The organism is Amycolatopsis sp. NPDC043889 (genome assembly GCF_056435645.1).
The window spans coordinates 214730-237973 of the sequence record NZ_JBWKEC010000009.1; the positions used below are offsets into that span (position 1 = coordinate 214730).

Annotated in this window: 16 protein-coding genes; all 16 read left to right on the forward strand. The window is 68.6% G+C overall.

Annotated elements, in window-relative coordinates; all coding sequences use genetic code 11:
* The first annotated feature begins 66 nt into the window (after positions 1-66).
* Positions 67-1290, forward strand: a complete 1224-nt coding sequence (locus AC0685_RS19820; RefSeq protein WP_478226860.1) for an ROK family protein — start codon at positions 67-69, stop codon at positions 1288-1290.
* On the forward strand, positions 1287-2789 hold the full coding sequence (locus AC0685_RS19825; protein WP_478226861.1) for a sugar ABC transporter ATP-binding protein: 1503 nt from the start codon (positions 1287-1289) through the stop codon (positions 2787-2789). The genes AC0685_RS19820 and AC0685_RS19825 overlap by 4 nt, the downstream gene beginning before the upstream one ends.
* Positions 2786-3799 carry an ABC transporter permease gene (locus AC0685_RS19830; RefSeq protein WP_478226862.1) on the forward strand — a complete coding sequence of 338 codons (1014 nt, stop codon included), beginning with the start codon at positions 2786-2788 and terminating at the stop codon, positions 3797-3799. Before AC0685_RS19825 ends, AC0685_RS19830 begins: the two co-directional genes overlap by 4 nt.
* 122 nt (positions 3800-3921) lie before the next feature.
* Complete coding sequence (locus AC0685_RS19835) at positions 3922-4941, forward strand: substrate-binding domain-containing protein (protein WP_478226913.1); 1020 nt, start codon at positions 3922-3924, stop codon at positions 4939-4941.
* A gap of 42 nt (positions 4942-4983) precedes the next feature.
* Positions 4984-6153, forward strand: coding sequence for a Gfo/Idh/MocA family protein (locus AC0685_RS19840; RefSeq protein WP_478226863.1), 1170 nt, complete (start codon positions 4984-4986; stop codon positions 6151-6153).
* A gap of 109 nt (positions 6154-6262) precedes the next feature.
* Positions 6263-7420, forward strand: a complete 1158-nt coding sequence (locus AC0685_RS19845; RefSeq protein ID WP_478226864.1) for an inositol-3-phosphate synthase — start codon at positions 6263-6265, stop codon at positions 7418-7420.
* On the forward strand, positions 7417-8265 hold the full coding sequence (locus tag AC0685_RS19850; RefSeq protein WP_478226865.1) for an SCO3242 family prenyltransferase: 849 nt from the start codon (positions 7417-7419) through the stop codon (positions 8263-8265). The genes AC0685_RS19845 and AC0685_RS19850 overlap by 4 nt, the downstream gene beginning before the upstream one ends.
* A complete protein-coding gene (locus AC0685_RS19855) occupies positions 8262-9674 on the forward strand; it encodes an EboA domain-containing protein (protein ID WP_478226866.1) in 1413 nt (470 codons plus the stop codon). Before AC0685_RS19850 ends, AC0685_RS19855 begins: the two co-directional genes overlap by 4 nt.
* Before the next feature lie 4 nt (positions 9675-9678).
* Entirely contained in the window at positions 9679-10542 is an 864-nt protein-coding gene (locus AC0685_RS19860; RefSeq protein ID WP_410652943.1) for a TatD family hydrolase, read from the forward strand.
* Entirely contained in the window at positions 10539-11609 is a 1071-nt protein-coding gene (eboE, locus tag AC0685_RS19865) for a metabolite traffic protein EboE (RefSeq protein ID WP_478226867.1), read from the forward strand. Before AC0685_RS19860 ends, eboE begins: the two co-directional genes overlap by 4 nt.
* Positions 11606-12979 carry an alkaline phosphatase family protein gene (locus tag AC0685_RS19870; RefSeq protein WP_478226868.1) on the forward strand — a complete coding sequence of 458 codons (1374 nt, stop codon included), beginning with the start codon at positions 11606-11608 and terminating at the stop codon, positions 12977-12979. Before eboE ends, AC0685_RS19870 begins: the two co-directional genes overlap by 4 nt.
* Before the next feature lie 218 nt (positions 12980-13197).
* Positions 13198-16290, forward strand: a complete 3093-nt coding sequence (locus AC0685_RS19875; protein WP_478226869.1) for a ThuA domain-containing protein — start codon at positions 13198-13200, stop codon at positions 16288-16290.
* Positions 16287-17291 (forward strand): sugar phosphate isomerase/epimerase family protein, encoded by a 1005-nt coding sequence (locus AC0685_RS19880; protein ID WP_478226870.1) that lies wholly within the window; start codon positions 16287-16289, stop codon positions 17289-17291. The genes AC0685_RS19875 and AC0685_RS19880 overlap by 4 nt, the downstream gene beginning before the upstream one ends.
* A gap of 10 nt (positions 17292-17301) precedes the next feature.
* Entirely contained in the window at positions 17302-18177 is an 876-nt protein-coding gene (locus tag AC0685_RS19885; RefSeq protein WP_478226871.1) for a sugar phosphate isomerase/epimerase family protein, read from the forward strand.
* 14 nt (positions 18178-18191) lie between these two features.
* Positions 18192-19214, forward strand: a complete 1023-nt coding sequence (locus AC0685_RS19890) for a multicopper oxidase domain-containing protein (RefSeq protein ID WP_478226872.1) — start codon at positions 18192-18194, stop codon at positions 19212-19214.
* A 13-nt stretch (positions 19215-19227) separates the two neighbouring features.
* Positions 19228-23193, forward strand: coding sequence for a ThuA domain-containing protein (locus tag AC0685_RS19895; protein ID WP_478226873.1), 3966 nt, complete (start codon positions 19228-19230; stop codon positions 23191-23193).
* The last annotated feature ends 51 nt before the right edge of the window (positions 23194-23244 follow it).

Genomic DNA, 23244 nt, shown 5'->3' on the forward strand with positions numbered 1-23244 from the left:
GGACCACCCTACTTTCGCTGGCTAAGTAACAAAGTTTGTTACGGCCGATTCGTAAGTGAGGGCAGTGTGGCCGCGACTGAATCCGGGCAGCTCGACCCGGTCAGCCCACGTACCTCGAACCTCGCCGTGCTTCTGCGGGCGTTGCGTGCGGGGCCGCTTTCGCGTACCCAGCTCGCGGCGCGCTGCGGGCTCACCAAGGCGGCCGTCTCCGGGTTGATCACCGAGCTGTCCGAACGCGGTCTCGTCCGCTCCGCCGGACTCCAGGGCGGCGGCAACGGCAGGCCCAGCCAGCTCGTCGAGCTGAACGGCGCCAGCGCCTGCGGGCTCGCGCTCAGCGTCGAGGCCGATCGTTTCGCCGCCGTCGTCACGAACCTCGACGGCCGCGTCGTCGCCGAACGCATCGAGACCGCCGACGTCGCCGCGCTCGGGCTGCACCGGAGCATGGACGAACTCGCCTTCCTCGCCCGGAACATGCTGCTCGACGATCAGCCGGTCGGGGTCACCGTCTCGGTGCCGGGGCTGGTCGATTCGGCCGCCGCCGTGCTGCGGTTCGCGCCGACCCTGCGCTGGCGCGACGCCGAGATCGCCGATCTCCTCGCCGCCCGGCTCGGTCTTCCCGCCGACGCCATCGCGGTCGACAACGAGGCCAACCTCGGCGCGATCGGCGAGGCCGTCGCCGGAGTCGGCCAAGGTGTGCGGGAGCTCTTCTACCTCAGCGGCGGCACGGGCGTCGGCGGCGGACTCGTGTCCGGCGGCATGATCCTGCGTGGTGCCAGGGGTTTCGCGGGCGAGGTCGGGCATATCACCGTCGACCCGTCCGGCGAGCAGTGCCAGTGCGGCCGGGTCGGCTGCCTGGAGACCAAGGCCGGCCTCAACGCCGTCCTGCGCGGCGCGGCGTCGCCCGGCGACCCGCTGCACGATCCCGCGCTGGGTGTCGACGGCCGGGTCGGGCTGCTCAAGCACCGCGTGCAGCGCGGTGACCAGCGCGCGGTCGCCGCGGTTTCGGAACTCGGGGTCGCGCTCGGCATCGCGGTGTCCACTGTGGTCGACGTGCTCGACCCGGACGTCGTCGTGCTCGGCGGCTACTTCGCCGAACTGGGCGAATGGCTGGTCGAGCCGGTGCGCCGCGAACTGTCCGCGCGTCCGCTAGGGCATGAGCCCACCTGTCGCGTCGAGCCGTCGCCGCTGGGCACCACCGCCCCGCTGCGCGGCGCCGCGCATCTCGCCACCGAACGGCTTTTCGCCGACCCGACGCTAGTTCCCTTCGTGACCGAGGAGGCTCCGGCATGACGCTGCTATCCGTCCGGGGGATCGTGAAGACCTTCCCCGGGGTCCGTGCGCTCGACGGGGTCGACTTCGACGTCGAACCCGGTGAGGTGCACTGTCTCCTCGGCCAGAACGGCGCGGGCAAGTCCACGCTGATCAAAACGCTCGCCGGTGCGCATCGCCCCGACGGCGGCGAGATCTTCTGGCAGGGCGAGCCGGTCACGCTGCCCTCGCCGGTCGCCGCGCTGAAGATCGGCATCGCGACCATGTACCAGGAACTCGACCTGGTACCCGGGCTTTCCGTGGCGGACAACATCTTCCTCGGCCGCGAGCGCGCGTCGTTCGGGTTCACGCGGATCAGCGAGTCCCGGAACAAGGCCGCGAGACTGATGGCGCGGCTCGGGCACCCCGAGATCGCGCCGTCGACCGAGGTCGGCAAGTTGTCCGCCGCGGGTCAGCAGCTGGTCTCGATGGCGCGGGCGCTCGCGTACGACGCGAAGCTGCTGGTGATGGACGAGCCCACCGCGGCGCTGGCCGGCGAAGAGGTCGACAACCTGTTCCGTATCGTCGGCGAGCTGACCGCCGAGGGTGTCGCGATCATCTACATCTCCCACCGGCTCGAAGAACTGCGCCGGATCGGGCACCGCGTCACTGTGCTCAAGGACGGCAAGACCGTCTCCACCGGCCTCGACGCCAAGGAGACGCCGACCTCCGACCTCGTCGCGCTGATGGCGGGCCGCAAGGTCGAAACCGTGTTCGGCCCGCGCCACCAGGAACACGTGGACCCGGACAACGAGGTCCTCAAGGTGGAGAACCTGACCACCGTCGGCGAATTCGAGAACGTGACCTTCACCGTGCACGCCGGTGAGGTCGTCGGGATCGCGGGCCTCGTCGGCTCGGGACGCAGCGAACTGCTGGAGACGATCTTCGGCGCGCGCAAACAGGACGCGGGTTCGGTGTCGGTCGACGGCGAGCCGGTCCGGCCGGGCAGCGTGTCCGCGGCGGTCAAGGCCGGGATCGGGCTGGCACCGGAGGAACGCAAGAGCCAGGGGCTGCTGCTGGACTTGCCCGTCGTGCACAACGTGACCCTGGCGAGCCTGGGCAAATACGCGACGTTCGGTTTCACCGAGCGGGGCAGGGAGCTTGACGACGCCGGGGAAAGCCTGCGGCGCCTCGATCTGCGGCCCGCCGATCCGCACCGCATCATCCGCACGCTGTCCGGCGGCAACCAGCAGAAGGCGGTGCTCGCCCGCTGGCTGGTCCGCGGCTGCCGGGTCCTGCTGCTGGACGAGCCGACGCGCGGGGTCGACGTCGGCGCGCGGGCGGAGCTGTACCGGCTGATCGAGGAACTGGCCGCGACCGGCGTCGCGATCGTGCTGGTCAGCAGCGAGATCCCCGAAGTACTCGGCTTGTCCGACCGGGTGCTGGTGCTGCGTGAAGGACGTGTCCTGGCTGAAAAGCCGTCTGCGGAGCTGACAGAGGCGGATGTGCTCGACGTGATTCTCGAGGGGAGTGCGGCGTGACCGACCAAGCCGAATCGGTGCGTACGGAACCCGCCGTGGAACCTGTACCACCCAAAGAAAAGCGGAACTTCTCGCTCGACACCCGGCTGCTCGGGCTGGCCGGGGTACTGGTCATCCTGTGCATAGTCGGCCAGATCACGAGGCCCGACCAGTTCTTCACCGACGGCAACATCTCGACGATCCTGCGGCTCGCCGCGGCCATCGGGGTGGTCAGCGTCGGGATGACGTTCGTGATCATCGCCGGCGGCATCGACCTCTCGGTCGGGTCGATCGTGGCGCTCTCCAGTGTCTGGCTGACCACCCTGGCCACCCAGTCCTACGGCCCGTGGGTGATGATCCTTTGTGGACTCCTGGTCGGCCTCGGCTGCGGGCTGATCAACGGGATCCTGGTCTCCTACGGGAAGATCGTGCCGTTCATCGCGACACTGGCGATGTACGTCTCGGCCCGCGGGCTCGCGGAACGCATCAGTGGCCGCCGCACGCAGGTGGTGTCGGAGGCGGGTTTCCTCGACTTCTTCCGCGGTGACCTGCTCGGCGTCCCGGTGCTGATCTGGATGTTCGCGCTGGTGTTCGCGATCGGCTGGGTGGTGCTGAACCGCACCACGTTCGGCCGCCGCACCTTCGCCGTCGGCGGCAACGCCGAGGCTTCGCGGCTGGCGGGTATCAACGTCAAGCGGCACACCGCGCTCGTCTACGGCGTCGCCGGGCTGTGCTGCGGTATCGCGGCGCTGATGGTCGTCGCCCGCACCACCGCGGGCGCCTCGACCAACGGCATGCTCTACGAACTCGACGCCATCGCGGCGGTCGTCATCGGCGGCACGCTGCTCACCGGTGGCCGCGGCTCGCTCATCGGCACCCTGATCGGCGTGCTGATCTTCACCGTGCTGTCCAACATCTTCACGCTCAACAACCTGGACACCGACATCCAGAACATCGCCAAGGGCGTGATCATCGTCCTGGCCGCGCTACTGCAGTTCCGCTCCGTGAAAAAGACAAAGACGAGTACTTAGCGGGGTCGTGGGGGGGGGTTTTGGGTGGGAACCCAAAAACCCCCCCCCACCCCCCCCCCCCCCCCCCCCCCCCCTGGGGGGGGGGGTTCCTTCCCGAACAACCCCCCCCCCGCCGCCGCTTCCTGCTGGGAGGCGCGGCCGTCGGAGCGGGTGCGCTGCTGACCGCGTGCACCTCGAACGAGGCGCCGGCGCAGAACAACGCGGCCAACGTGGCCAACGCCGGGGCGAACTCGCAGCCCGGCACCCCGGTCACCATCGGGTTCTCGGCGCCTGCCGCGGACCACGGCTGGATGGCGGCCATCACGAAGAACGCCCGCGCGCAGGCGCAGAAGTTCAGTGAGGTCACGCTCAACGCGACCGAGGGCACCAACGACGTCAACCAGCAGATCTCCCAGGTGGAGACCTTGATCAACGCCAAGGTCAACGTGCTGGTGATCCTGCCGTTCGACGGCAAGGCGCTGACCGCGGTCGGCCAGCAGGCGATGGACGCCGGTATCCAGGTGATCAACCTGGACCGCGTCTTCGACACCCCGCTCGCGTACCGCACCTGGATCGGCGGCGACAACTACCGCATGGGCGTCAACGCCGGGAACTACATCGCCCAGCAGATGAAGGCGAAGAACATCGCCAGCCCGGTGATCGGCGAGGTCGCGGGTATCGACTCGCTGCCGCTGACCCAGGAGCGCAGCAAGGGTTTCAAGGACGCCTTGGCGCGTCAGGGTTTCCAGGTGGGACCGCGGGTCTCGGCACAGTTCACGCCGGAGTCCGGCGAGCAGCAGACCTCGAACCTGCTCCAGTCGGCGTCCAAATTGGACGCTCTATGGAACCACGACGACGACCAGGGTGTCGGCGTCATCGCGGCGATCAACAATGCCAACCGCAAGAACTTCCTGATGGTCGGCGGCGCGGGCTCGAAGAACGCGATGAACCTGATCAAGTCCGACGCCGAGCCGCTGAAGGCGACCGTGCTCTACAGCCCGTCGATGGCGTCTTCGGCGATCTCGCTCGCGCGGCTTCTCGGTCAGGGCAAGGGGGCCGGCGACTTCGCCGAGCACGAGATCCCCGCCGAGATCACCACGTACTCCGCGGTGGTCACCAAGGAGAACGTCGACAAGTACATGGACGTCGGCTTCGACTCGTAAACCCGCGTACCCGACACACGCAAGCGGAGACATAGGAGGGGCATGAGCACGGCAAAGGAAACGATCGGGATCGGCATGGTCGGCCACGCGTTCATGGGTGCGGTGCATTCGCACGCGTGGCGCAGTGTGCACCGGTTCTTCAGCCCACCGCTGATCCCGAGACTCGCCGTGCTCGGCGGCCGTGACGAGGTGCGGACGAAGGCCGCGGCGGAACGGTTCGGCTGGGAAGACGTCGAGACGGACTGGCGCGCGCTGATCGCCCGTGACGACGTCGACCTGGTCGACATCTGCACGCCGGGCGACAGCCACGCCGAGATCGCGATCGCCGCGCTCGAAGCGGGCAAGCACGTGCTGTGCGAGAAGCCGCTGGCCAACACCCTCGCCGAGGCCGAAGCGATGGCCGAGGCGGCGGCGAAGGCGCGGGCCGGCGGCATCCGGTCGATGGTGGCGTTCAACTACCGCCGGGTGCCCGCGCTCGCGCACGCCAGGAAGCTGGTCGCGAGCGGGGCGCTCGGCGAGATCCGCCACGTGCGGTCGGTCTACCTGCAGGATTGGCTGTCCGACGCGCGGGCGCCGATGACTTGGCGGCTGCACAAGGACAAGGCGGGTTCCGGCGCGCTGGGCGACCTCGGCGCGCACATCGTCGACGCCGCCCAGTTCGTCACCGGCGAGACGATCACCGGGGTTTCCGCGCTGACCAACACCTTCGTCAAGGAGCGGCCGGACGGCGACGGCGGCACCGGACAGGTCACGGTCGACGACACCGCGCTGTTCCTCGGCCGGTTCACCGGCGGCGCGGTGGCGAGTTTCGAGGCGACCCGGTTCGCGCTGGGCCGCAAGAACGCGATGCGGCTGGAGATCAACGGGTCGAAGGCGAGCCTCGCGTTCGACTTCGAGTCGATGAACGAACTGTCCTTCTTCGACGGCGGCCAGCCCGCCACGGAGGCGGGGTTCCGCCGGATCCTGGTCACCGAACCCGAGCACCCGTACGTCGGGGTGTGGTGGCCGCCGGGGCATCTCCTCGGCTACGAGCACACCTTCACCAACGAGGTCGCCGATCTGCTCACCGCGATCGGCGGCGGCACGGATCCCGCACCGTCCTTCGAGGACGGGTTGAGGGTTCAGCAGGTCTTGGCCGCGGTCGAGCGCAGCGCGTCCGACGAGGCGCGATGGACCACTGTGCCCGGCGTCACCACGAAGGGGAGTAACTGAGGAGTAGATCCAGCCGAAAGTCGCATGACGGCTATCACTGCGACTTGGTTCGATCCGAAACATCCGACCATCGGAGGTTGGTGTTCTCGGGCTGGGAAAGGTGGAGGAAATGCCTGCTCACGAGCGTACGGGCATCTGGTTGATCGGGGCGAGGGGGTCGGTGGCCACCACGGCCGCGGTGGGGCTCCTCGCGCTGCGCGCGGGGGTGACGGGCGGTGGCGGCTGCGTCACCGAGCTGCCCGCGTTCGCCGGGGTTCCGTTGCCGGGCTGGGACGATCTGGTCCTCGGCGGGCACGACATCGCGCATACGCCGCTGGAGAAGCGGGCCGAGCAGCTGGCGCACGCCGGTGTGTTCGGGCACGCGGTGTTCGCCGCGGTCCGGTCCGGGCTGGCCGAGGTGGACGCCGAGATCCGCGACGGCTACCACCCGGCGTCCCACACTGGTGCCCAGGCCGACGCGGCCGCCCGGCTCACGGCGGACATCCGAGCTTTCGCCGACCGGCACGACCTCGCGCGGGTCGTCGTGGTCAACGTGTCCTCCACCGAGGCCCCGTGTCCCCACCTGCCCGAACACGACGACCTCGCCGCGCTGGAAGTGGCGCTCGCCGACCCGGCGCGGGCAGTGCTCCCGTCGAGTTCCCTGTCGGCTTACGCGGCGCTGAAGGCGGGAAGCCCGTACGTCGAGTTCACGCCGTCCGCCGGGATCACCCTGCCCGCGCTGCGGGAGCTGGCCGAGCGGGAAGGCCTGCCGTACGCGGGTTGTGACGGCAAGACCGGTGAGACGCTGCTGCGCACGGTCCTCGCGCCGATGTTCAGCGCGCGGGCGTTGAAGGTCCGCTCCTGGGCGGGCACCAACCTGCTGGGCGGCGGCGACGGCGAGACCCTGGCCGACCCGGTGACGGCGAACAGCAAGCTGGAATCCAAGGCCCGCGGGCTCGCGGCGCTCCTCGGCGAGGACGTCACCGCGCCGCTGCACATCGACAACGTGCCCGACCTCGGCGAGATCAAGACCGCGTGGGACCACGTGTCGTTCGAGGGTTTCCTCGGCGCGCGCATGAGCCTGCAGTTCACCTGGACCGGTTACGACTCCGCGCTCGCGGCGCCGCTGATCCTCGACCTCGCGAGGCTGGTGACCGCGGCGCACGCCGGCGGCCAGAGCGGCGCGCTGACCGAACTCGGGTTCTTCTTCAAGGATCCGCTGGGCAGCGACGAACACCGGTTCGCCGAGCAGACCGCCCGCCTGATCACCTGGGCGGGAACCCTGTGAAGGCTTACGTGGAACTCGTGCGGGCGCCCGCCGCGCTGACGGTGCTCGGCGACACGGTCGCCGGATCCGCCGCGGCGGGGCTCAAGATGACCGGGCGACGGCTGCTGCTGCCGCTGTCTTCGGTCGCCTTCTACTGGGCCGGGATGGCCCTCAACGACTGGGCGGACCGGAAGCTCGACGCCGTGGAGCGTCCCGAGCGGCCGATCCCGTCCGGGCGGGTGAGTGCCGGCGCGGCGCTCACCACCGGGACCGCGCTGACCGCTGCCGGACTTGGCCTGGCAGCGCTCGGTGGCGGCCGCCGGGCGATGCGTGTCGCGGTCCCGCTCGCGGCGTCGGTATGGGCTTACGACACCGTGCTCAAGCCGACCCCGGCCGGGCCGGTGGCGATGGCGGCCTGCCGCACGCTCGACGTCCTGCTGGGCGCGGGCGACTCTCCGAAGAAGGCGGCCACCGCCGCGGCGGCGGTGGGTGTGCACACACTCGGCGTCACGGCGTTGTCCACCGGGGAAGTGCACGGCGCGAAACCAGGCACGGCCCGCGCCGCACTGGCCACCAGCTGCGCGGCGACAACGTTGGCATTGACCGGATCGGCGCGGGGCGGCTGGCATCGCGCGGCCTCGATGGCGGCCGGTTCCGGCTACGCGGGCCTGGTCGGCAGGGCTCAGGCGGACGCCGTCCGCGACCCGTCGGCGAAGTCCGTGCGCTCGGCGACGAAGTCCGGCATCCACGGCATGGTCCCGCTGCAGGCGGCGGTCACGGCCAAGGGCTCGGTACTGGGGGCCGTGCTGGTCGCGGCCGCGCTGCCGATCGCCCGCAAGCTGTCGCGGAAGGTGAGTCCCACATGACGTTTTCTCTGGGATACGGCACCAACGGCTTCTCCAACCACCGCCTCGACGACGCGCTCGCGATCATCGCCGACCTCGGCTACACCGGGGTGGCGCTGACCCTGGACCACGACCACCTCGACCCGTTCGCCGACAATCTGGCGCGGCAGGTCGACCATGTGGCGTCCCGGCTTTCGGCGCTCGGCCTGAACCGCGTCGTCGTCGAAACCGGCGCGCGCTATCTGCTCGACCCGTGGCGCAAGCACTCGCCGACGCTGCTTTCGGACGAGCCCGCGCTTCGGATCGACTTCCTGGAACGGGCTTTGCGGATCGCCGGGGATCTCGGTGCCGACTGCGTTTCGTTCTGGTCCGGCGTGTCCACTGTGGACACGGAGATCGCCTGGTCTCGATTGCGCGAGGGAGTCGCGGCGGTCCTGGAGCACGCCGCGCGGCTGAACGTGCGGCTGGCGATGGAACCCGAGCCCGGGCATCTCGTGCAGCATCTGGGCCAGGTCCTGGACCTGCGCAAGGAGCTCGGCGAGCCGGAGCTGTTCGGCGTCACGCTCGACGTCGGGCACTGTGTCGCCGTCGAGCCGGTCAACGCGGCCGAATGCGTCCGCCTCGCCGGCCCGCTGCTGTGGAACGTGCAGCTGGACGACATGCTGCCGAGGGTCCACGAGCATCTGGAGTTCGGTGACGGGCACCTGGATCTGCCGGGGACGCTCGCCGCGCTGGCGGAGATCGGCTACACCGGACTGGCCGCGGTCGAACTGCCCCGGCACAGCCACGCCGCGCCGGACACCGCGCGGCGGGCCTTCGAGGCGCTCACCGCGGCGATGCCGCAGACGTGGTCGGCCAAGGCGGAACGCCGGATCCGGGAGAAGCCGTCGGTGATCGGCTCGCTCTTCCCGGCCGTCGGCCGCGAGGTCGGTCGTGAGGCGCTGCGCCCGGACACCGATCCGCAGGGCCTGGTCCACGGCACCGTCGACGACCGGGCGCGGGTCCGGCTCGTGGCGGTCTTGGCCGACGTCGTCGACGACGCCGCGCTGGCCACGGAACTGCGCGACCTCTATCGCTACGGCGACGACGCCGAGCGGCGTGGGGTCCTGCGGGCGCTCAACGCGCTGAAGTCCCCGGGCGCCGAAGTCACCGATGCCGGGATCAAGCTGGTCGAAGACGCCTTGCGCGCCAACGACATCAGGCTGGTCGCCGCCGCCATGGGTGCCTTCGCCCGGTTCCTGGACGACCACACGTGGCGCCACGGCGTCCTCAAATGCGTCTTCGTCGGTGTGCCGCTGGCCGCCGTCGCGGACCTCACTTCCCGCGCGGACGACGAGCTGAAGCGGATGCTCGCCGATTTCGCCGACGAACGCAGGGCGGCCGGACGTGACGTACCCGGCGACGCCCTCGAACTCCTCAAGGAGAACTGAGCCAGTGCGTATCTTCGATCCCCACATCCACATGTCCTCCCGCACCACCGACGACTACGAAGCCATGTACGCGGCCGGTGTCCGCGCGCTGGTCGAGCCCGCGTTCTGGCTGGGGCAGCCGCGCACCAGTGTCGGCTCGTACACCGACTACTTCGACGCGCTCATCGGCTGGGAACGGTTCCGCGCCGCCCAGTTCGGCATCCGGCACCACTGCACGATCGCGCTGAACCCCAAGGAGGCCAACGACCCCCGCTGCCGCGAGGTGCTCGACGTACTCCCGAGGTACCTGGCCAAGGACGGCGTGGTCGCGGTCGGCGAGGTCGGCTACGACTCGATGACCAAGGAAGAGGACGAGGTCTTCTCGCGGCAGCTGGCGATGGCGCTGGAGCACGATCTCCCGGTACTGGTGCACACCCCGCACCGCGACAAGCTGGAAGGCACCAAGCGCACCCTCGACGTCGTGCGGGAAGCCGGTGTCGCGCCGGAGCGCGTGGTCGTCGACCACCTCAACGAGGTCACCGTCAAGCTGGTCAAGGATTCCGGTGCCTGGATGGGCTTCTCCATCTACCCGGACACCAAGATGGACGAACACCGGATGGTCGAGATCCTGCGCCAGTACGGGCTGGACAACATGATCGTCAACTCGGCCGCCGACTGGGGCCGGTCCGATCCGCTGAAGACCGCCAAGACCGGACAGGCGATGCTCGACGGCGGTTTCACCGAGGCCGACGTCGACAAGGTGCTCTGGCAGAACCCCGTCGACTTCTACGGCCTCAGCGGCAGGCTCACCCTCGATCCGCTGCCCGGGTTCACCGGCGAGGCCGTGACCTTCGAGGGCAACTCGGTCCTGCGAGGTGCCCGCAAATGATCTCCTACTGTACGAACGTCCATCCGGCCGAAGACGTCGACGGCATCGTCGCGCAGCTGGAGCGGTACGCGCTGCCCGTGCGTGAGCGGCTGGGCGCCGATCGGCTCGGCGTGGGGCTGTGGCTCTCCGCGCCGGTCGCGCGCGGACTCGCCGAAGACGCCGGAGCCCGCAAGCGTTTCCGCGCCGAACTCGACGCTCGCGGGCTTTCGGTGTACACGCTGAACGCGTTCCCGTACGGCGGTTTCCACGACGACGTCGTCAAGCACGCGGTCTATCGTCCTGAGTGGACGAACCCGGACCGGGTCGTGTACACGATCGACTGCGTGAACGTGCTGTCCGATCTGCTCGCCGAGGACGCTTCTTACGGCAGCATATCCACGCTGCCGTTGGCTTGGCGTGAACCGTGGGCCGAACAGGACGATCGTCGCGCCACCGAGGCGTTCGGTCAGGTCGTCCGGGCGATCGGAGACCGGCCGATCAAGCTGGCCGTCGAGCCGGAGCCAGGTTGTGTGCTCGACACGGTGGCCGACGCGCTGGGCTGGCTGTCCGGTCGCGTCGACCCGGAGTACGTCGGGCTGTGCCTGGACACCTGTCACCTCGCGGTGTCGTTCGCCGACCCGGCGGAGACTCTCAAGGCGATCGCGGAGTCCGATGTGGACATCGTCAAGGTGCAGGCTTCCGCCGCGCTGCATGTCGAGAAGCCCGCCGATGCGCGTGAAGCGTTGGCGGCGTTCGCCGAACCGCGGTACCTGCACCAGGTCCGCGAGTTTTCGGGCGGTGTCGTGCGCAAGGCCGACGACCTGCCCGAGGCGTGGACCGAGCTGCCGGGGGAGGGGCCGTGGCGCGTGCACTTCCACATGCCGCTGCACCAGGCGCCGGCCACACCGCTGTCCACCACGACGGACGTGCTGCGCACCATCGCCGCGGGACTGCCCGGCGAACCGCATATCGAGGTCGAGACCTACACCTGGAGCGTGCTCCCGGACGCGGGTGACCTCGTCGGGGGGATCGCCGCCGAACTCGAATGGGCACAGGCCAACCTCGTCAAGGAAGGGGTGTCCGCGTGAAACCCTTGGTCGTCATCGACGTCGTCGGGCTGACCCCGAAGGCGTTGCGGGACATGCCGAAACTGTCCGCCGTCGCCCGCGACGGCTGGCAGGCCGAACTGGGCACGGTGCTGCCCGCCGTCACCTGCAGCGCGCAGTCGACGTTCCTCACCGGGCTCATGCCCGCGCGGCACGGGATCGTCGGCAACGGCTGGTACTTCCGCGAACTCGGCGAGATCTTCCTGTGGCGCCAGCACAACCGCCTCGTCGGCGGCGAGAAGCTGTGGGAGACCGCGCGGGCGGCGCACCCCGGCTACACGTCGGCGAACGTCTGCTGGTGGTACGCGATGGGGATGAGCACCGACGTCACGGTGACCCCGCGGCCGATCTACCACGCCGACGGCCGCAAGTCGCCGGACGCCTACGTTCGGCCGCCCGAGCTGCACGATCAGCTGACCGGCGCGCTGGGGGAGTTCCCGCTCTTCCAGTACTGGGGCCCGACGGCGTCGCTCAAGTCGAGCAAGTGGGTCATCGGCGCGTCCCGGCAGATCCTGCGGGAGAAGCGGCCGGATCTGCTGCTGACCTACGTGCCGCATCTGGACTACGACCTGCAGCGCTTCGGCCCCGACGCTCCGCAGGCGGCCAGGGCGGCGCGGGAGCTGGACAACGCGCTCGCGCCGCTGCTCGACGACGCCCGCAACGCCGGGGCGACCGTGGTCGCGCTCAGCGAATACGGGATCACCAACGTGCACCGCCCGGTCGACATCAACCGGGCGCTGCGGCGCGAGGGTCTGCTGGAGGTCTACACCCAGGCGGGCATGGAGTACCTCGACCCGTGGGCGTCGCGCGCGTTCGCCGTCGCCGACCACCAGGTCGCGCACGTCTACGTCCGCGACTCCGCCGATATCGAGCGAGTGCGGTCGATCGTCGGTGAACTGACCGGCGTCGACGAGGTGCTCGACCGCGAGGCGCAGGCTCGCTATGGATTGGATCACGAGCGCGCAGGCGAGCTCGTCGCGGTCGCCGAGCCGGACGCGTGGTTCACCTACTACTACTGGCTCGACGACGAGCGGAAGCCCGACTTCGCGCGCGGCGTCGAGATCCACCGCAAACCGGGCTACGACCCCGCCGAGCTGTTCTTCGATCCGGAGGACAAGTTCGCCAAGGCGCGGGCCGGGCTCAACCTGGCGAAGAAGTTCGCCGGGCTCCGGTACGCGATGGACGTCGTTCCGACCGATCCGCGCTGGGTGCGCGGTTCGCACGGACGGCTGCCCGATTCCACTGAGGACGGTCCGGTGTTGTTGTGTTCGGATCCGGCCTTCCAGCCGTCCGGTCGCGTCGGGGCGACCGACGTGCATCCGCTGCTGTTGTCCCTGCAAGGCCTGAAGTGACAGTAGGGCTTCGGTACAGGGGGTCGTGAGTGGCGATTCGGGTTAGAACCCGAATCGCCACTCACGACCAACCCGACCCATCCCCACACGCCGCCCTCCCTCCCCACCTCACGAAAGGAACGCTCCACCCGCAAGTCCTTCCTTGATCGCCGCCGCTCATCGAAAGGATCGCCACTGCTATGTCTTTGAAACGACGATTGGGTGTGCTCGTCACATCCATGGTCACGGCTCTGACAGGCGTCGCGCTACCGATGCAGACCGCATCGGCGCACGAAGCGGCCACGGTGCTCGTGTTCTCCAAGACCGCGGGCTTCCGGCACGATTCGATCCCCGACGGCATCAAGGCGATCAAGGAACTGGGGGCGCAGAACCATTTCGCGGTGGAGGCCACCGAGGACGCGGCGGCCTTCACCGACGCGAACCTCAAGCGCTTCAACGCGGTGGTCTGGCTTTCCACCACCGGTGACGTGCTGAACGCGGACCAGCAGGCCGCGTTCGAGCGGTACGTGAAGGGAGGCGGCGGGTACGTGGGCGTGCACGCCGCCTCCGACACCGAGTACGACTGGCCCTGGTACGGCGAGCTGGTCGGGGCGTACTTCAAGTCCCACCCGCAGATCCAGCAGGCGAACGTCAAGGTCGAAGACCACGAGCATGTGTCCACTCATGCCCTGCCGGAGACCTGGCCGCGCACCGACGAGTGGTACAACTACCGCGAGAACCCGCGCAGCGAAGTCCATGTGCTCGCGAGCCTGGACGAGAAGAGCTACCAGCCCGGCGACGGCGCGATGGGCGACCACCCGATCGCCTGGTGCCATGAGAATTCCGGCGGCCGCTCCTGGTACACCGGCGGCGGGCACACCAAGGCCTCCTACGCCGAGCCTGCCTTCCTCAAGCATCTGGCGGGCGGCATCAAGTACGCCACCAAGCTGAGCGAGGCGGGCTGCGCCAAGACCCAGGAAGACCCGGTCGACGCGGACTTCGACCAGATCACCCTGGCCAAGGGCGAGGAGAAGACCGGCGAGCCGATCGCGCTTTCCGTACTGCCCAATCGCGACGTCCTGCACACCTCGCGTGACGGCCGCGTCTGGTACACCAGCTCGTCGGCGACGACGTCGCTGGCCGGGCAGATCCCCGTCTACAACCACGACGAGGACGGCCTCCAGGGTGTCGCCATCGACCCGGACTTCGCCAAGAACCGCTGGGTCTACCTCTACTACGCGCCCAAGCTGAACACCCCGGCCGGTGACGCGCCGGAGAACGGCACCCCGGCCGACTTCGAGCCGTTCAAGGGCTACAACCAGCTCTCGCGGTTCAAGCTGGGCACCGACAACAAGCTCGACCTCGCGAGCGAGCAGAAGATCCTGCAGGTCCCCGCCGAACGCGGTATCTGCTGCCACGCCGGCGGTGAGATCGACTTCGACGCGCGGGGCAACCTGTATCTGTCCACAGGGGACGACTCCAACCCGTTCGCCTCCGACGGCTTCACCCCGATCGACGAACGCGCCGACCGCAACCCGGTCTACGACGCGCAGCGCACCTCGGCCAACACCAACGACCTGCGCGGGAAGGTGCTGCGGATCAAGGTCGGCGCGAACGGCAAGTACACGATCCCGAAGGGCAACCTGTTCCCGCGTGGCACGGCCAAGACCAAACCCGAGATCTACGCGATGGGCTTCCGCAACCCGTTCCGGTTCGCCGTCGACCGTAAGACCGGCTGGATCCACCTGGCCGACTACGGTCCCGACGCCGGCGCGGCCGACCCGAAGCGCGGTCCCGGCGGCACGGTCGAGTTCAACCTGATCAAGAAGCCCGGCAACTTCGGCTGGCCGTACTGCGTCGGGGACAACCAGCCGTTCATCGACTACGACTTCGCCACCAAGCAGTCCGGCGCCGCTTTCGACTGCGCCAAACCGAAGAACACCAGCCCGCGCAACACCGGCCTGACCGATCTGCCGCCGGTCGAGAAGGCGTGGATCGCCTACGACGGCGGTTCGCTGCCCGAGTTCGGCACCGGCCCCGAGTCGCCGATGGGCGGCCCGGTCTACCAGTTCGACGCGAAGAACCCGTCGCAGACCAAGTTCCCGGAGTACTTCAACGGCAAGACCTTCGCCTACGAATGGGAACGCGGCTGGATCAAGGAGATCACCGTCGGCGCGAACGGTGAACGCGGCGCCATCAAGCCGTTCTTCGACTCGATGGACCTCGTCCGCCCGATGAACCTCGAGTTCGGCCCGGACGGCGCGCTCTACGTCCTCGACTACGGCACCGGCTACTTCGGCGGCTCCAAGGAATCCGCCGTCTACCGCATCGACTACACCAAGGGCCGCCGCACGCCGGTCGCCAAGGTGGCCGCGGACAAGACGTCCGGCCAGGCGCCGCTGACCGTCAAGTTCGACCCGGCCGGGACGAACGATCCCGACGGCGGCGCGCTCACCTACGCGTGGGACTTCGACGGGAACGGCACGACCGATTCCACCGAGGCCACCCCGGTTTCCCACACCTACGCCGCGAACGGCCAGTACACCGCGAAGCTCTCGGTCACCGACTCCACCGGGCTGACCGGTTCGGCGAGCGTGGTCGTCACCGTCGGCAACACCGCGCCGGTGGTCACGCTGAAGACGCCGGCCAACGGCAGCGTGTTCAGCTTCGGGGACATGGTCCCGTTCAAGGTCGAGGTGACCGACGCCGAGGACAACCCGATCGACTGCTCGAAGGTGACCGTCGAATACATCCTCGGCCACGAGGGCCACGGACATCCGCTGAGCCGTGCGACCGGCTGTGAAGGCACCATCGCCACGCCCGCCGACGAAGGACACGGGGCGGACGCCAACGTCTTCGGCGTCATCAACGCCAGCTACACCGACAACGGCGGAAACGGCGTGCCCGCGCTCACCGGCGAGGCCGAGTCCATCCTGCAGCCGAAGTTGAAGCAGGCGGAGTTCTTCACCCAGTCCAGCGGGATCGAGGTCGTCGTGCACGCCGGCGCCAGTGGTGGCAAACGCGTCGGCCACATCGAATCCGGTGACTGGATCAAATTCGACCCGGTGAACCTCGTCGGTGTCAGCGGCATCGGCTACCGGGTCTCGTCCGGCGGCGCGGGCGGCACGATCGAGGTCCGCTCGGGCGCGCTGGACGGACCCTTGGTCCAGACGGTCACCGTCGCCAACACCGGCGGCTGGGACACCTATGCCGACATCCCGGCTTCCGCCATCACCGACCCCGGCGGCACCGGCCCGTTGTTCCTTGTGTTCAAGGGCGGTTCCGGCGGCTTGTTCGACGTAGACGCGATCACCTTCGAGGAGCAAGCATGAGCCGTCCGATCACCCTGTTCACCGGCCAGTGGGCGGATCTCCCGTTCACCGAGGTGTGCAGGCTGGCCAGTGAATGGGGCTACGACGGCCTCGAAATCGCGTGTTCCGGTGACCATTTCGAGGTCGACCGCGCACTGTCCGAAGAGGACTACGTGCCCGGCCGTCTCAAGCTGCTCGCCGAGCACGGCCTCAAGGTGTGGGCGATCTCCAACCACCTCGTCGGTCAGGCCGTCTGTGACGACCCGATCGACGAACGCCACCAGACCATCATCCCCGCTCGGGTGTGGGGGGACGGTGAGCCCGAAGGTGTCCGGCAGCGGGCGGCGAAGGAAATGGCCGACACCGCCCGCGCGGCGGCGAAACTCGGCGTGGACACGGTGATCGGCTTCACCGGTTCGAAGACCTGGAAGTACGTCGCGATGTTCCCGCCCGTCTCGCAGGCGGTCATCGACGACGGCTACCAGGACTTCGCCGACCGGTGGAACCCGATCCTCGACGTCTTCGACGAGGTGGGCGTGCGGTTCGCCCACGAGGTCCACCCGTCGGAGATCGCTTACGACTACTGGACCACGAAACGAGCGCTCGAAGCTGTCGGCGACCGTCCGGCATTCGGGCTGAATTGGGATCCTTCGCATTTCATCTGGCAGGACCTCGACCCGGTCGGCTTCATCCTCGACTTCGCCGACCGGATCTACCACGTGGACTGCAAGGACACCAGGAAGCGGTTCGACGGGCGGAACGGACGGCTCGGCTCGCATCTCCCCTGGGGAGATCCCCGACGCGGCTGGGACTTCGTTTCGACCGGGCACGGCGACGTGCCCTGGGAGGACTGTTTCCGCGCACTGAATTCGATCGGCTACGCCGGTCCGATCTCGGTGGAGTGGGAGGACGCCGGCATGGACCGGCTCCGGGGCGCGGCGGAAGCCGTGACCTTTCTGCGGGGGCTCCTGTTCGACAAGCCGTCGGCGGCCTTCGACGCGGCTTTCAGCAACCAGAAGTGAGGGCGGTTTCATGTGCGGTGAAGAAGCTGAGCAGTTCCACTCTCGACGGGCGCTCCTGCGCGGCGCGGCGACGGCGGCGGTCGCGGTGGGCGCGGCGGTAGCCCTGCCGAGCGTGGCCAGTGCGGCCACCGAGGGATCCGGCCACCACGGTCGGGGCCGGGTCCCGGTGGACAAGATCAGCATCCAGCTCTACTCCCTGCGCACCGCGCTGCAGGCCGATCTGCCGGGAACCCTGTCCGCGCTGGCGGACATCGGCTACCGGAAGGTCGAACTGGCGGGCACCTACGGCCGCACGGCCGAGGAGTTCCGCGGGCTGCTGGACAAGAACCACATCAAGGCGACGTCCACGCACGTCGGCATCGACGGTGACCTCGACAAGACCATCGCGGACGCGAAGATCCTCGGGAACACCCGCGCCAACGTGCCGTGGGCGAACTTCGACACCCTCGACGGCTGGAAGCAGTTCGCCGGCCGGATGGACACGGCGGCACGGAAGTTCCGCCAGGCCGGTATCCCGCTCGGCTACCACAACCACGCGCACGAGTTCGCGCCCATCGACGGCGTGCGCCCGTACGACGTGCTCACCAGGAACACGAACCCGCGTTACGTGCACCTGGAGATCGACCTGTTCTGGGCGGTGGAAGGCGGGATGGACCCGGTTTCGCTGTACCGGCGGCACTGCCCGCGCGTGGTGCAGTACCACGTCAAGGACCGGACGGCGGACGGTCAGATGGTCGACCCGGGCAAGGGCGTCATCGACTTCCCCCGCATCTTCCGGCACACCCGTCCCCACCTCGCCGAGTACATCGTCGAGCACGACAACCCCACGGATCCCCTGAGCACCGCCCAGACCGGATTCACCTATCTCCGCAACGTCCGATTCTGACTGGGGAATCCACAATGGACATGAAGAAACGCGGGCTGTCCCGCAGATCGATGCTCGCGGGCACCGCGGCCGGGGTCATCGCCCCGGTCGTGGTGTCGGCCAGCGCGGGTTCGGCACCGGCCGCCGCGGCCGGGATGACCCGCAACATCACCGTCTACGCCGACTACGTTCCCGGCTCGACCCGGGTCGGTTACGGGCTGGAGCCCGGGAAACCGACGATCCCCGGGCCGCTCCTGGAGTGCTACGAGGGCGACACGCTGGTGATCGAGCTGGTCAACAACACCGACCAGCGGCTTTCGATCCACCCGCACGGCGTCAACTACGACACCAAGTCGGACGGCTCGCCGTTCAACGATTCCTTCAACAAGCCGTACGAGACCAAGACCTACACCTGGAAGACCCGGACGGCCTACCAGGCGGCCAACGGTTTCTGGATGCCCGGCAGCGCGGGGTACTGGCACTACCACGACCACGCGTTCGGCGGTGACCACGGCACCGTCGGCCTGATGAAGGGCCTGTACGGCGGACTGATCGTGCGCAAACGCGGGGATCTGCTGCCCAGCAAGCAGTTCACCGTGGTGTTCACCGAAATGTGGATCAACCACCAGGTCGCCCCGAACACGCCGATCTTCGAGGCGAACCTCGGCGAACGCGTCGAGTTCATCTGCATCGGGCACGGCAACCTGATGCACACCTTCCATCTGCACGCGCACCGCTGGGCGGACACCCGCACCGGCATGCTCACCAGCGCGACCGACAACGCGCCGATCCTCGACAACAAGACCCTGGACCCCGGTAACTCCTTCGGCTTCCAGGTGATCGCCGGTGACGGCGTCGGGCCCGGCGCGTGGATGTACCACTGCCACGTCCAGCAGCACTCGGACGACGGCATGTCCGGGGTGTTCCTGGTCCGCAACGCCGACGGCGGGATGCCCGCGGGCGCCCAGGAGGCGATCGACCGCTTCAAGGGACATCAGCACCCGACGTCCACTCCGGACGCCACCGGCGCTTCCGCCCATACCCACCACCAGTCTTGAAAGGAGCGAGAACTTGAGACGAGTGTTTTCGCAACGTCGGCTCCGCAGACGGTCACTGGCCGCGCTGGCGGTCGGCGCCGTCGTCATCTCCGGGCTTCCGCTGGCCATCGCACCGGTGACCGCCGAAGCCGCGACGAACGTCCCGATCAACGTCCTGGTCTTCCACGGCACCGCCGCGGACCAGAAGGACCCCGTCCTGCGCGCCACGGACGCGATCGCGAGCCTGGGGCAGGCGAACGGCATCTCCGTTTCGTCCTCTTCGGACCCCGCGGTGTTCACGCAGGCGAACCTCGCGAAGTACCGCGGCGTCGTTTTCCTGTCCGCACAGGGCATCACGCTGAACCGTGACCAGGAAACCTCGCTGCAGAACTACATGAAGGCGGGCGGCGGCTTCCTCGGCCTCTCCGACGCCGCGCGGGCGCAGGACGGCTCGCAGTGGTTCTCCGGGCTGATCGGCGCGCGCCCGGTGGGGGCGCGTCCCACTCCGGAGGCTGTCGCCTCGATCACCGCGAGCGCGGAGAACCCGCCCAACGAGACCAAGGAAAAGCTCGCCGACAACAACGAGAACACCAAGTGGCTGGCCTTCGCGAACAGCGGCTGGATCGCCTACAAGCTGGCCGCCCCGGTCGCCGTGAGCAGCTACGCGCTCGTTTCGGCGAACGACTTCGCCGGGCGTGACCCCAAGAGCTGGACCCTGCAGGGCTCCAACGACGGGACCGCGTGGACCGATCTGGACACCCGTACCAACGAGGTGTTCGCCGACCGGTTCCAGAGCCGGACCTTCACCTTCGCCAACACCACGGCGTACTCGAACTACCGGCTGAACATCACCGCCAACGCCGGTGAATCGGCCACCCAGCTGGCCGACTTCAAGCTGTTCAAGGACAACTCGACGACCCCGCCGCCGCCGGAGAGCGACCCGGCGCAGGCCACGGTCGACGTCCTCGACAAGGCGAACCCGGCCACCGCCGGCCTGCCGCAGAAGTGGGTCCGCACCGACCGGTGGCTCAACTGGGAGGTCAACCCGGTCGGCACCGTGCACACGGTCGCGCAGGTCGAGGAATCGACCTACAAGCCGGGAGTCGGCGCGAACGGCGCCTTCCACCCGATCTCGTGGTGCCGTGACTACGACGGCGGCCGCTCCTTCTACACCGGCATGGGCCGGACCGAGGCGAGCTACGGCGAAGCCCAGTTCCGCAGCCACATCCTCGGCGCGCTGAAGTGGACCACCGGCATGGTGCGCGGTGACTGCAAGGCGGGGATCGCGGCCAACTACAAGGTCGAACGCCTGACCGGGATCAACCAGCCCGGTCAGCTGGACCAGATGGGCGAGCCGCACGGGCTCACCATCGCGCCGAACGGCCGGGTCTTCTACATCGGCCGCGCGGCCTGCGCCGGCAACGTGGTGCCCGCGCCGAACGACTGGACCAACCCCGAGATCGGCGCCGGCTGCGGCACGATCCACCAGTGGGACCCGGTCACCAAGAAGCCGAAGCTGCTCACCACGCTGAAGGTGATGGGCAACCGCGGCAGCGGCGACGAACTGGTCAAGAACGAGGAAGGCCTCCTCGGTCTCGTGCTGGACCCGAAGTTCAGCGAGAACGGCTTCATGTACGCCTACTGGATGCCGCACGCGTCGATCGACCTCGACAAGCGGATCGGCAAGCGCACGGTCTCGCGGTTCACCTACGACCTGAAGAACCAGACGCTGGACCAGGCGACCCGCAAGGACCTGCTGTCGTGGGACGTCCAGATCCACAGCTGCTGCCACGCCGGCGGCGGGATGGACTTCGACTCCGACGGGAACCTCTACATCGGTTCCGGTGACAGCAACTCGTCGCAGGGCTCCAACGGGTACTCCGGCAACAACTGGACCCAGGACTACAAGGGTGTCTCGTTCCAGGACGCGCGCCGCACCGCCGGTAACACCAACGACCTCAACGGGAAGATCCTGCGGATCCACCCGGAGCCGGACGGTACCTACACCAACCCGGCCGGGAACCTGTTCCCCGAGGCGAACGACCCCGGCGACAAGACCAGGCCCGAGATCTACGTGATGGGCGTGCGGAACATCTCGCGGCTGCAAGTCGACAAGAAGACCAACTGGCTGACCGCCGCGTGGGTCGGCCCGGACGCGTCCTCGCCGAGCCCGGAACTCGGCCCGGCCAAGTACGAGACCGCCACGGTCATCACCGAGGCGGGCAACCACGGCTGGCCGTACTGCATGGGCAACAAGCAGCCGTACCGCGACCGCAGCAGCACCGACGCCGCGGTGCTCACCGGCTGGTACGACTGCGACAACCCGGTCAACACCTCGCCGCGCAACACCGGTCTGGTGAACCTTCCGCCGATCAAGAAGAACATGATCTGGTACTCGCCGGACGGCGGCGGGCCGGTGTTCCCCAACCGGCCCAACAGCTCCGTCCCGTCGTACAACGCGGCCGAGGCCACCTACACGCAGCCCTACCTCAAGGGCGGCGGCCAGGCGGTCATGACCGGTCCGACGTACCACCGCGAACTGGTCAACACCAACAGCGGCGTCGCGTGGCCCGCCTACTGGAACGACAAGTGGTTCATCGGTGACCAGAGCAACGGGCAGAACCGGATCGCGGTCACCCTCGACCCGAACGGCGTCGCGAAGCAGGATCCGCCGGTGTTCGCCGAGACCGTGCGGCAGATCATCCCGACCGGCGGTGGCGACACCAAGCTGAACCAGTGGATGGACGCCAAGTTCGGGCCGGACGGCGCGTTGTACGCGCTCGACTACGGCGGCGGCTTCTTCACCCTGACCAACAACCAGAAGCTGCTGAAGATCAGCTACACCGGCGGCGAGGCCACGCCGGCCGCGGCGGCGTCTTCGACCATGGTGCAGAACAAGCCGCTCACCGCGGCCTTCACCGGGTCGAAGTCCGGCGGCGTCTCCTACAAGTGGGAGTTCGGCGACGGCACGATCTCGACGCAGCCCGACCCGCGGCACACCTACCCGCGCACGGGCCTGTACACCGCCAAGCTGACCGTGACCTACGCGAACGGCGAGACGGTGACCACGCGGAACTCGGTGAACGTCGGGTGTCTCGTGGCGGATCCCAGTGCCACGGTGACCATCGGAGACACCGACACCGGGGTGACCAACCGCAACGCCGGTGGCGGCTGCACGGTCGACGACATGATCGACGACGAGAGCACGTGGACCTCCCACGCCGGTTTCGTCAACCACGTCACCCAGGCCGTGGACCGGCTCGGCGACCTCGGCGTGCTGAACGCGGCCGAGTCGGACAAGATCAACGCCGCGGCCGCCGCGTCGCCCATCGGCAACAAGGGCGTCACCGGCTACGACGCGATCTACGACGGCACGCCCGAATCGTTCCGCAACTGGTCACAGGCGCCGTCCGGGCAGTTCGCCATCCAGCCGGACGGGTCACTGCGACCGTCGGGCGGGCTGGGCATGCTGTGGTACTCGGCACGGCAGTTCGGCAACTTCTCGGTGAAGCTGCAGTTCAAGGACATCGCGCCGACCGGCAGCGCCAACAGCGGTGTGTTCGTCCGGTTCCCGGACCCGCGCACCCCGCTGGAGCAGCGTCCGCCGGGCAGCTGCGGCACGGTCGGTTCGGCGAGGACGTCGCAGGCCTGGGTCGCGATCTACTGCGGCCACGAGGTCCAGCTGTACGACGGGGCCACCGGTGAACCGCAGAAGACCGGGTCGATCTACAACTTCGACCCGCGGCCGCTGGACCAGGCGGGAGTGAAGCCGAAGGGGACCTGGAACGAGTACGAGGTCAAGGTCGTCGGGCAGAAGTACACGATCATCCGCAACGGTGTGGTGATCAACGAGTTCGAGAACGCGCCGGGGATCCAGTCGTCGCGGGCGGGCGATCCGTCCACCGACTTCCGGCAGTTCGTCAGCGGGTTCATCGGTCTGCAGAACCACGGTGACAACGACCTGATGGAGTTCCGCAACATCCGGGTGCGGCAGCTGTAGCGCGAAAGCCGGCCGGGCGCGCGGGTTCGCGTGCCCGGCCGGTGTCCCTTG

What these genes read in the sequence shown, in the direction of transcription:
- eboE (WP_478226867.1), top strand. Translation starts at nt 10,539, where the DNA reads ATGATCTCCTACTGTACGAACGTCCATCCGGCCGAAGACGTCGACGGC.
- AC0685_RS19855 (WP_478226866.1), top strand. Translation starts at nt 8,262, where the DNA reads ATGACGTTTTCTCTGGGATACGGCACCAACGGCTTCTCCAACCACCGC.
- AC0685_RS19875 (WP_478226869.1), top strand. Translation starts at nt 13,198, where the DNA reads ATGGTCACGGCTCTGACAGGCGTCGCGCTACCGATGCAGACCGCATCG.
- AC0685_RS19825 (WP_478226861.1), top strand. Translation starts at nt 1,287, where the DNA reads ATGACGCTGCTATCCGTCCGGGGGATCGTGAAGACCTTCCCCGGGGTC.
- AC0685_RS19880 (WP_478226870.1), top strand. Translation starts at nt 16,287, where the DNA reads ATGAGCCGTCCGATCACCCTGTTCACCGGCCAGTGGGCGGATCTCCCG.
- AC0685_RS19885 (WP_478226871.1), top strand. Translation starts at nt 17,302, where the DNA reads ATGTGCGGTGAAGAAGCTGAGCAGTTCCACTCTCGACGGGCGCTCCTG.
- AC0685_RS19840 (WP_478226863.1), top strand. Translation starts at nt 4,984, where the DNA reads ATGAGCACGGCAAAGGAAACGATCGGGATCGGCATGGTCGGCCACGCG.
- AC0685_RS19845 (WP_478226864.1), top strand. Translation starts at nt 6,263, where the DNA reads ATGCCTGCTCACGAGCGTACGGGCATCTGGTTGATCGGGGCGAGGGGG.
- AC0685_RS19890 (WP_478226872.1), top strand. Translation starts at nt 18,192, where the DNA reads ATGGACATGAAGAAACGCGGGCTGTCCCGCAGATCGATGCTCGCGGGC.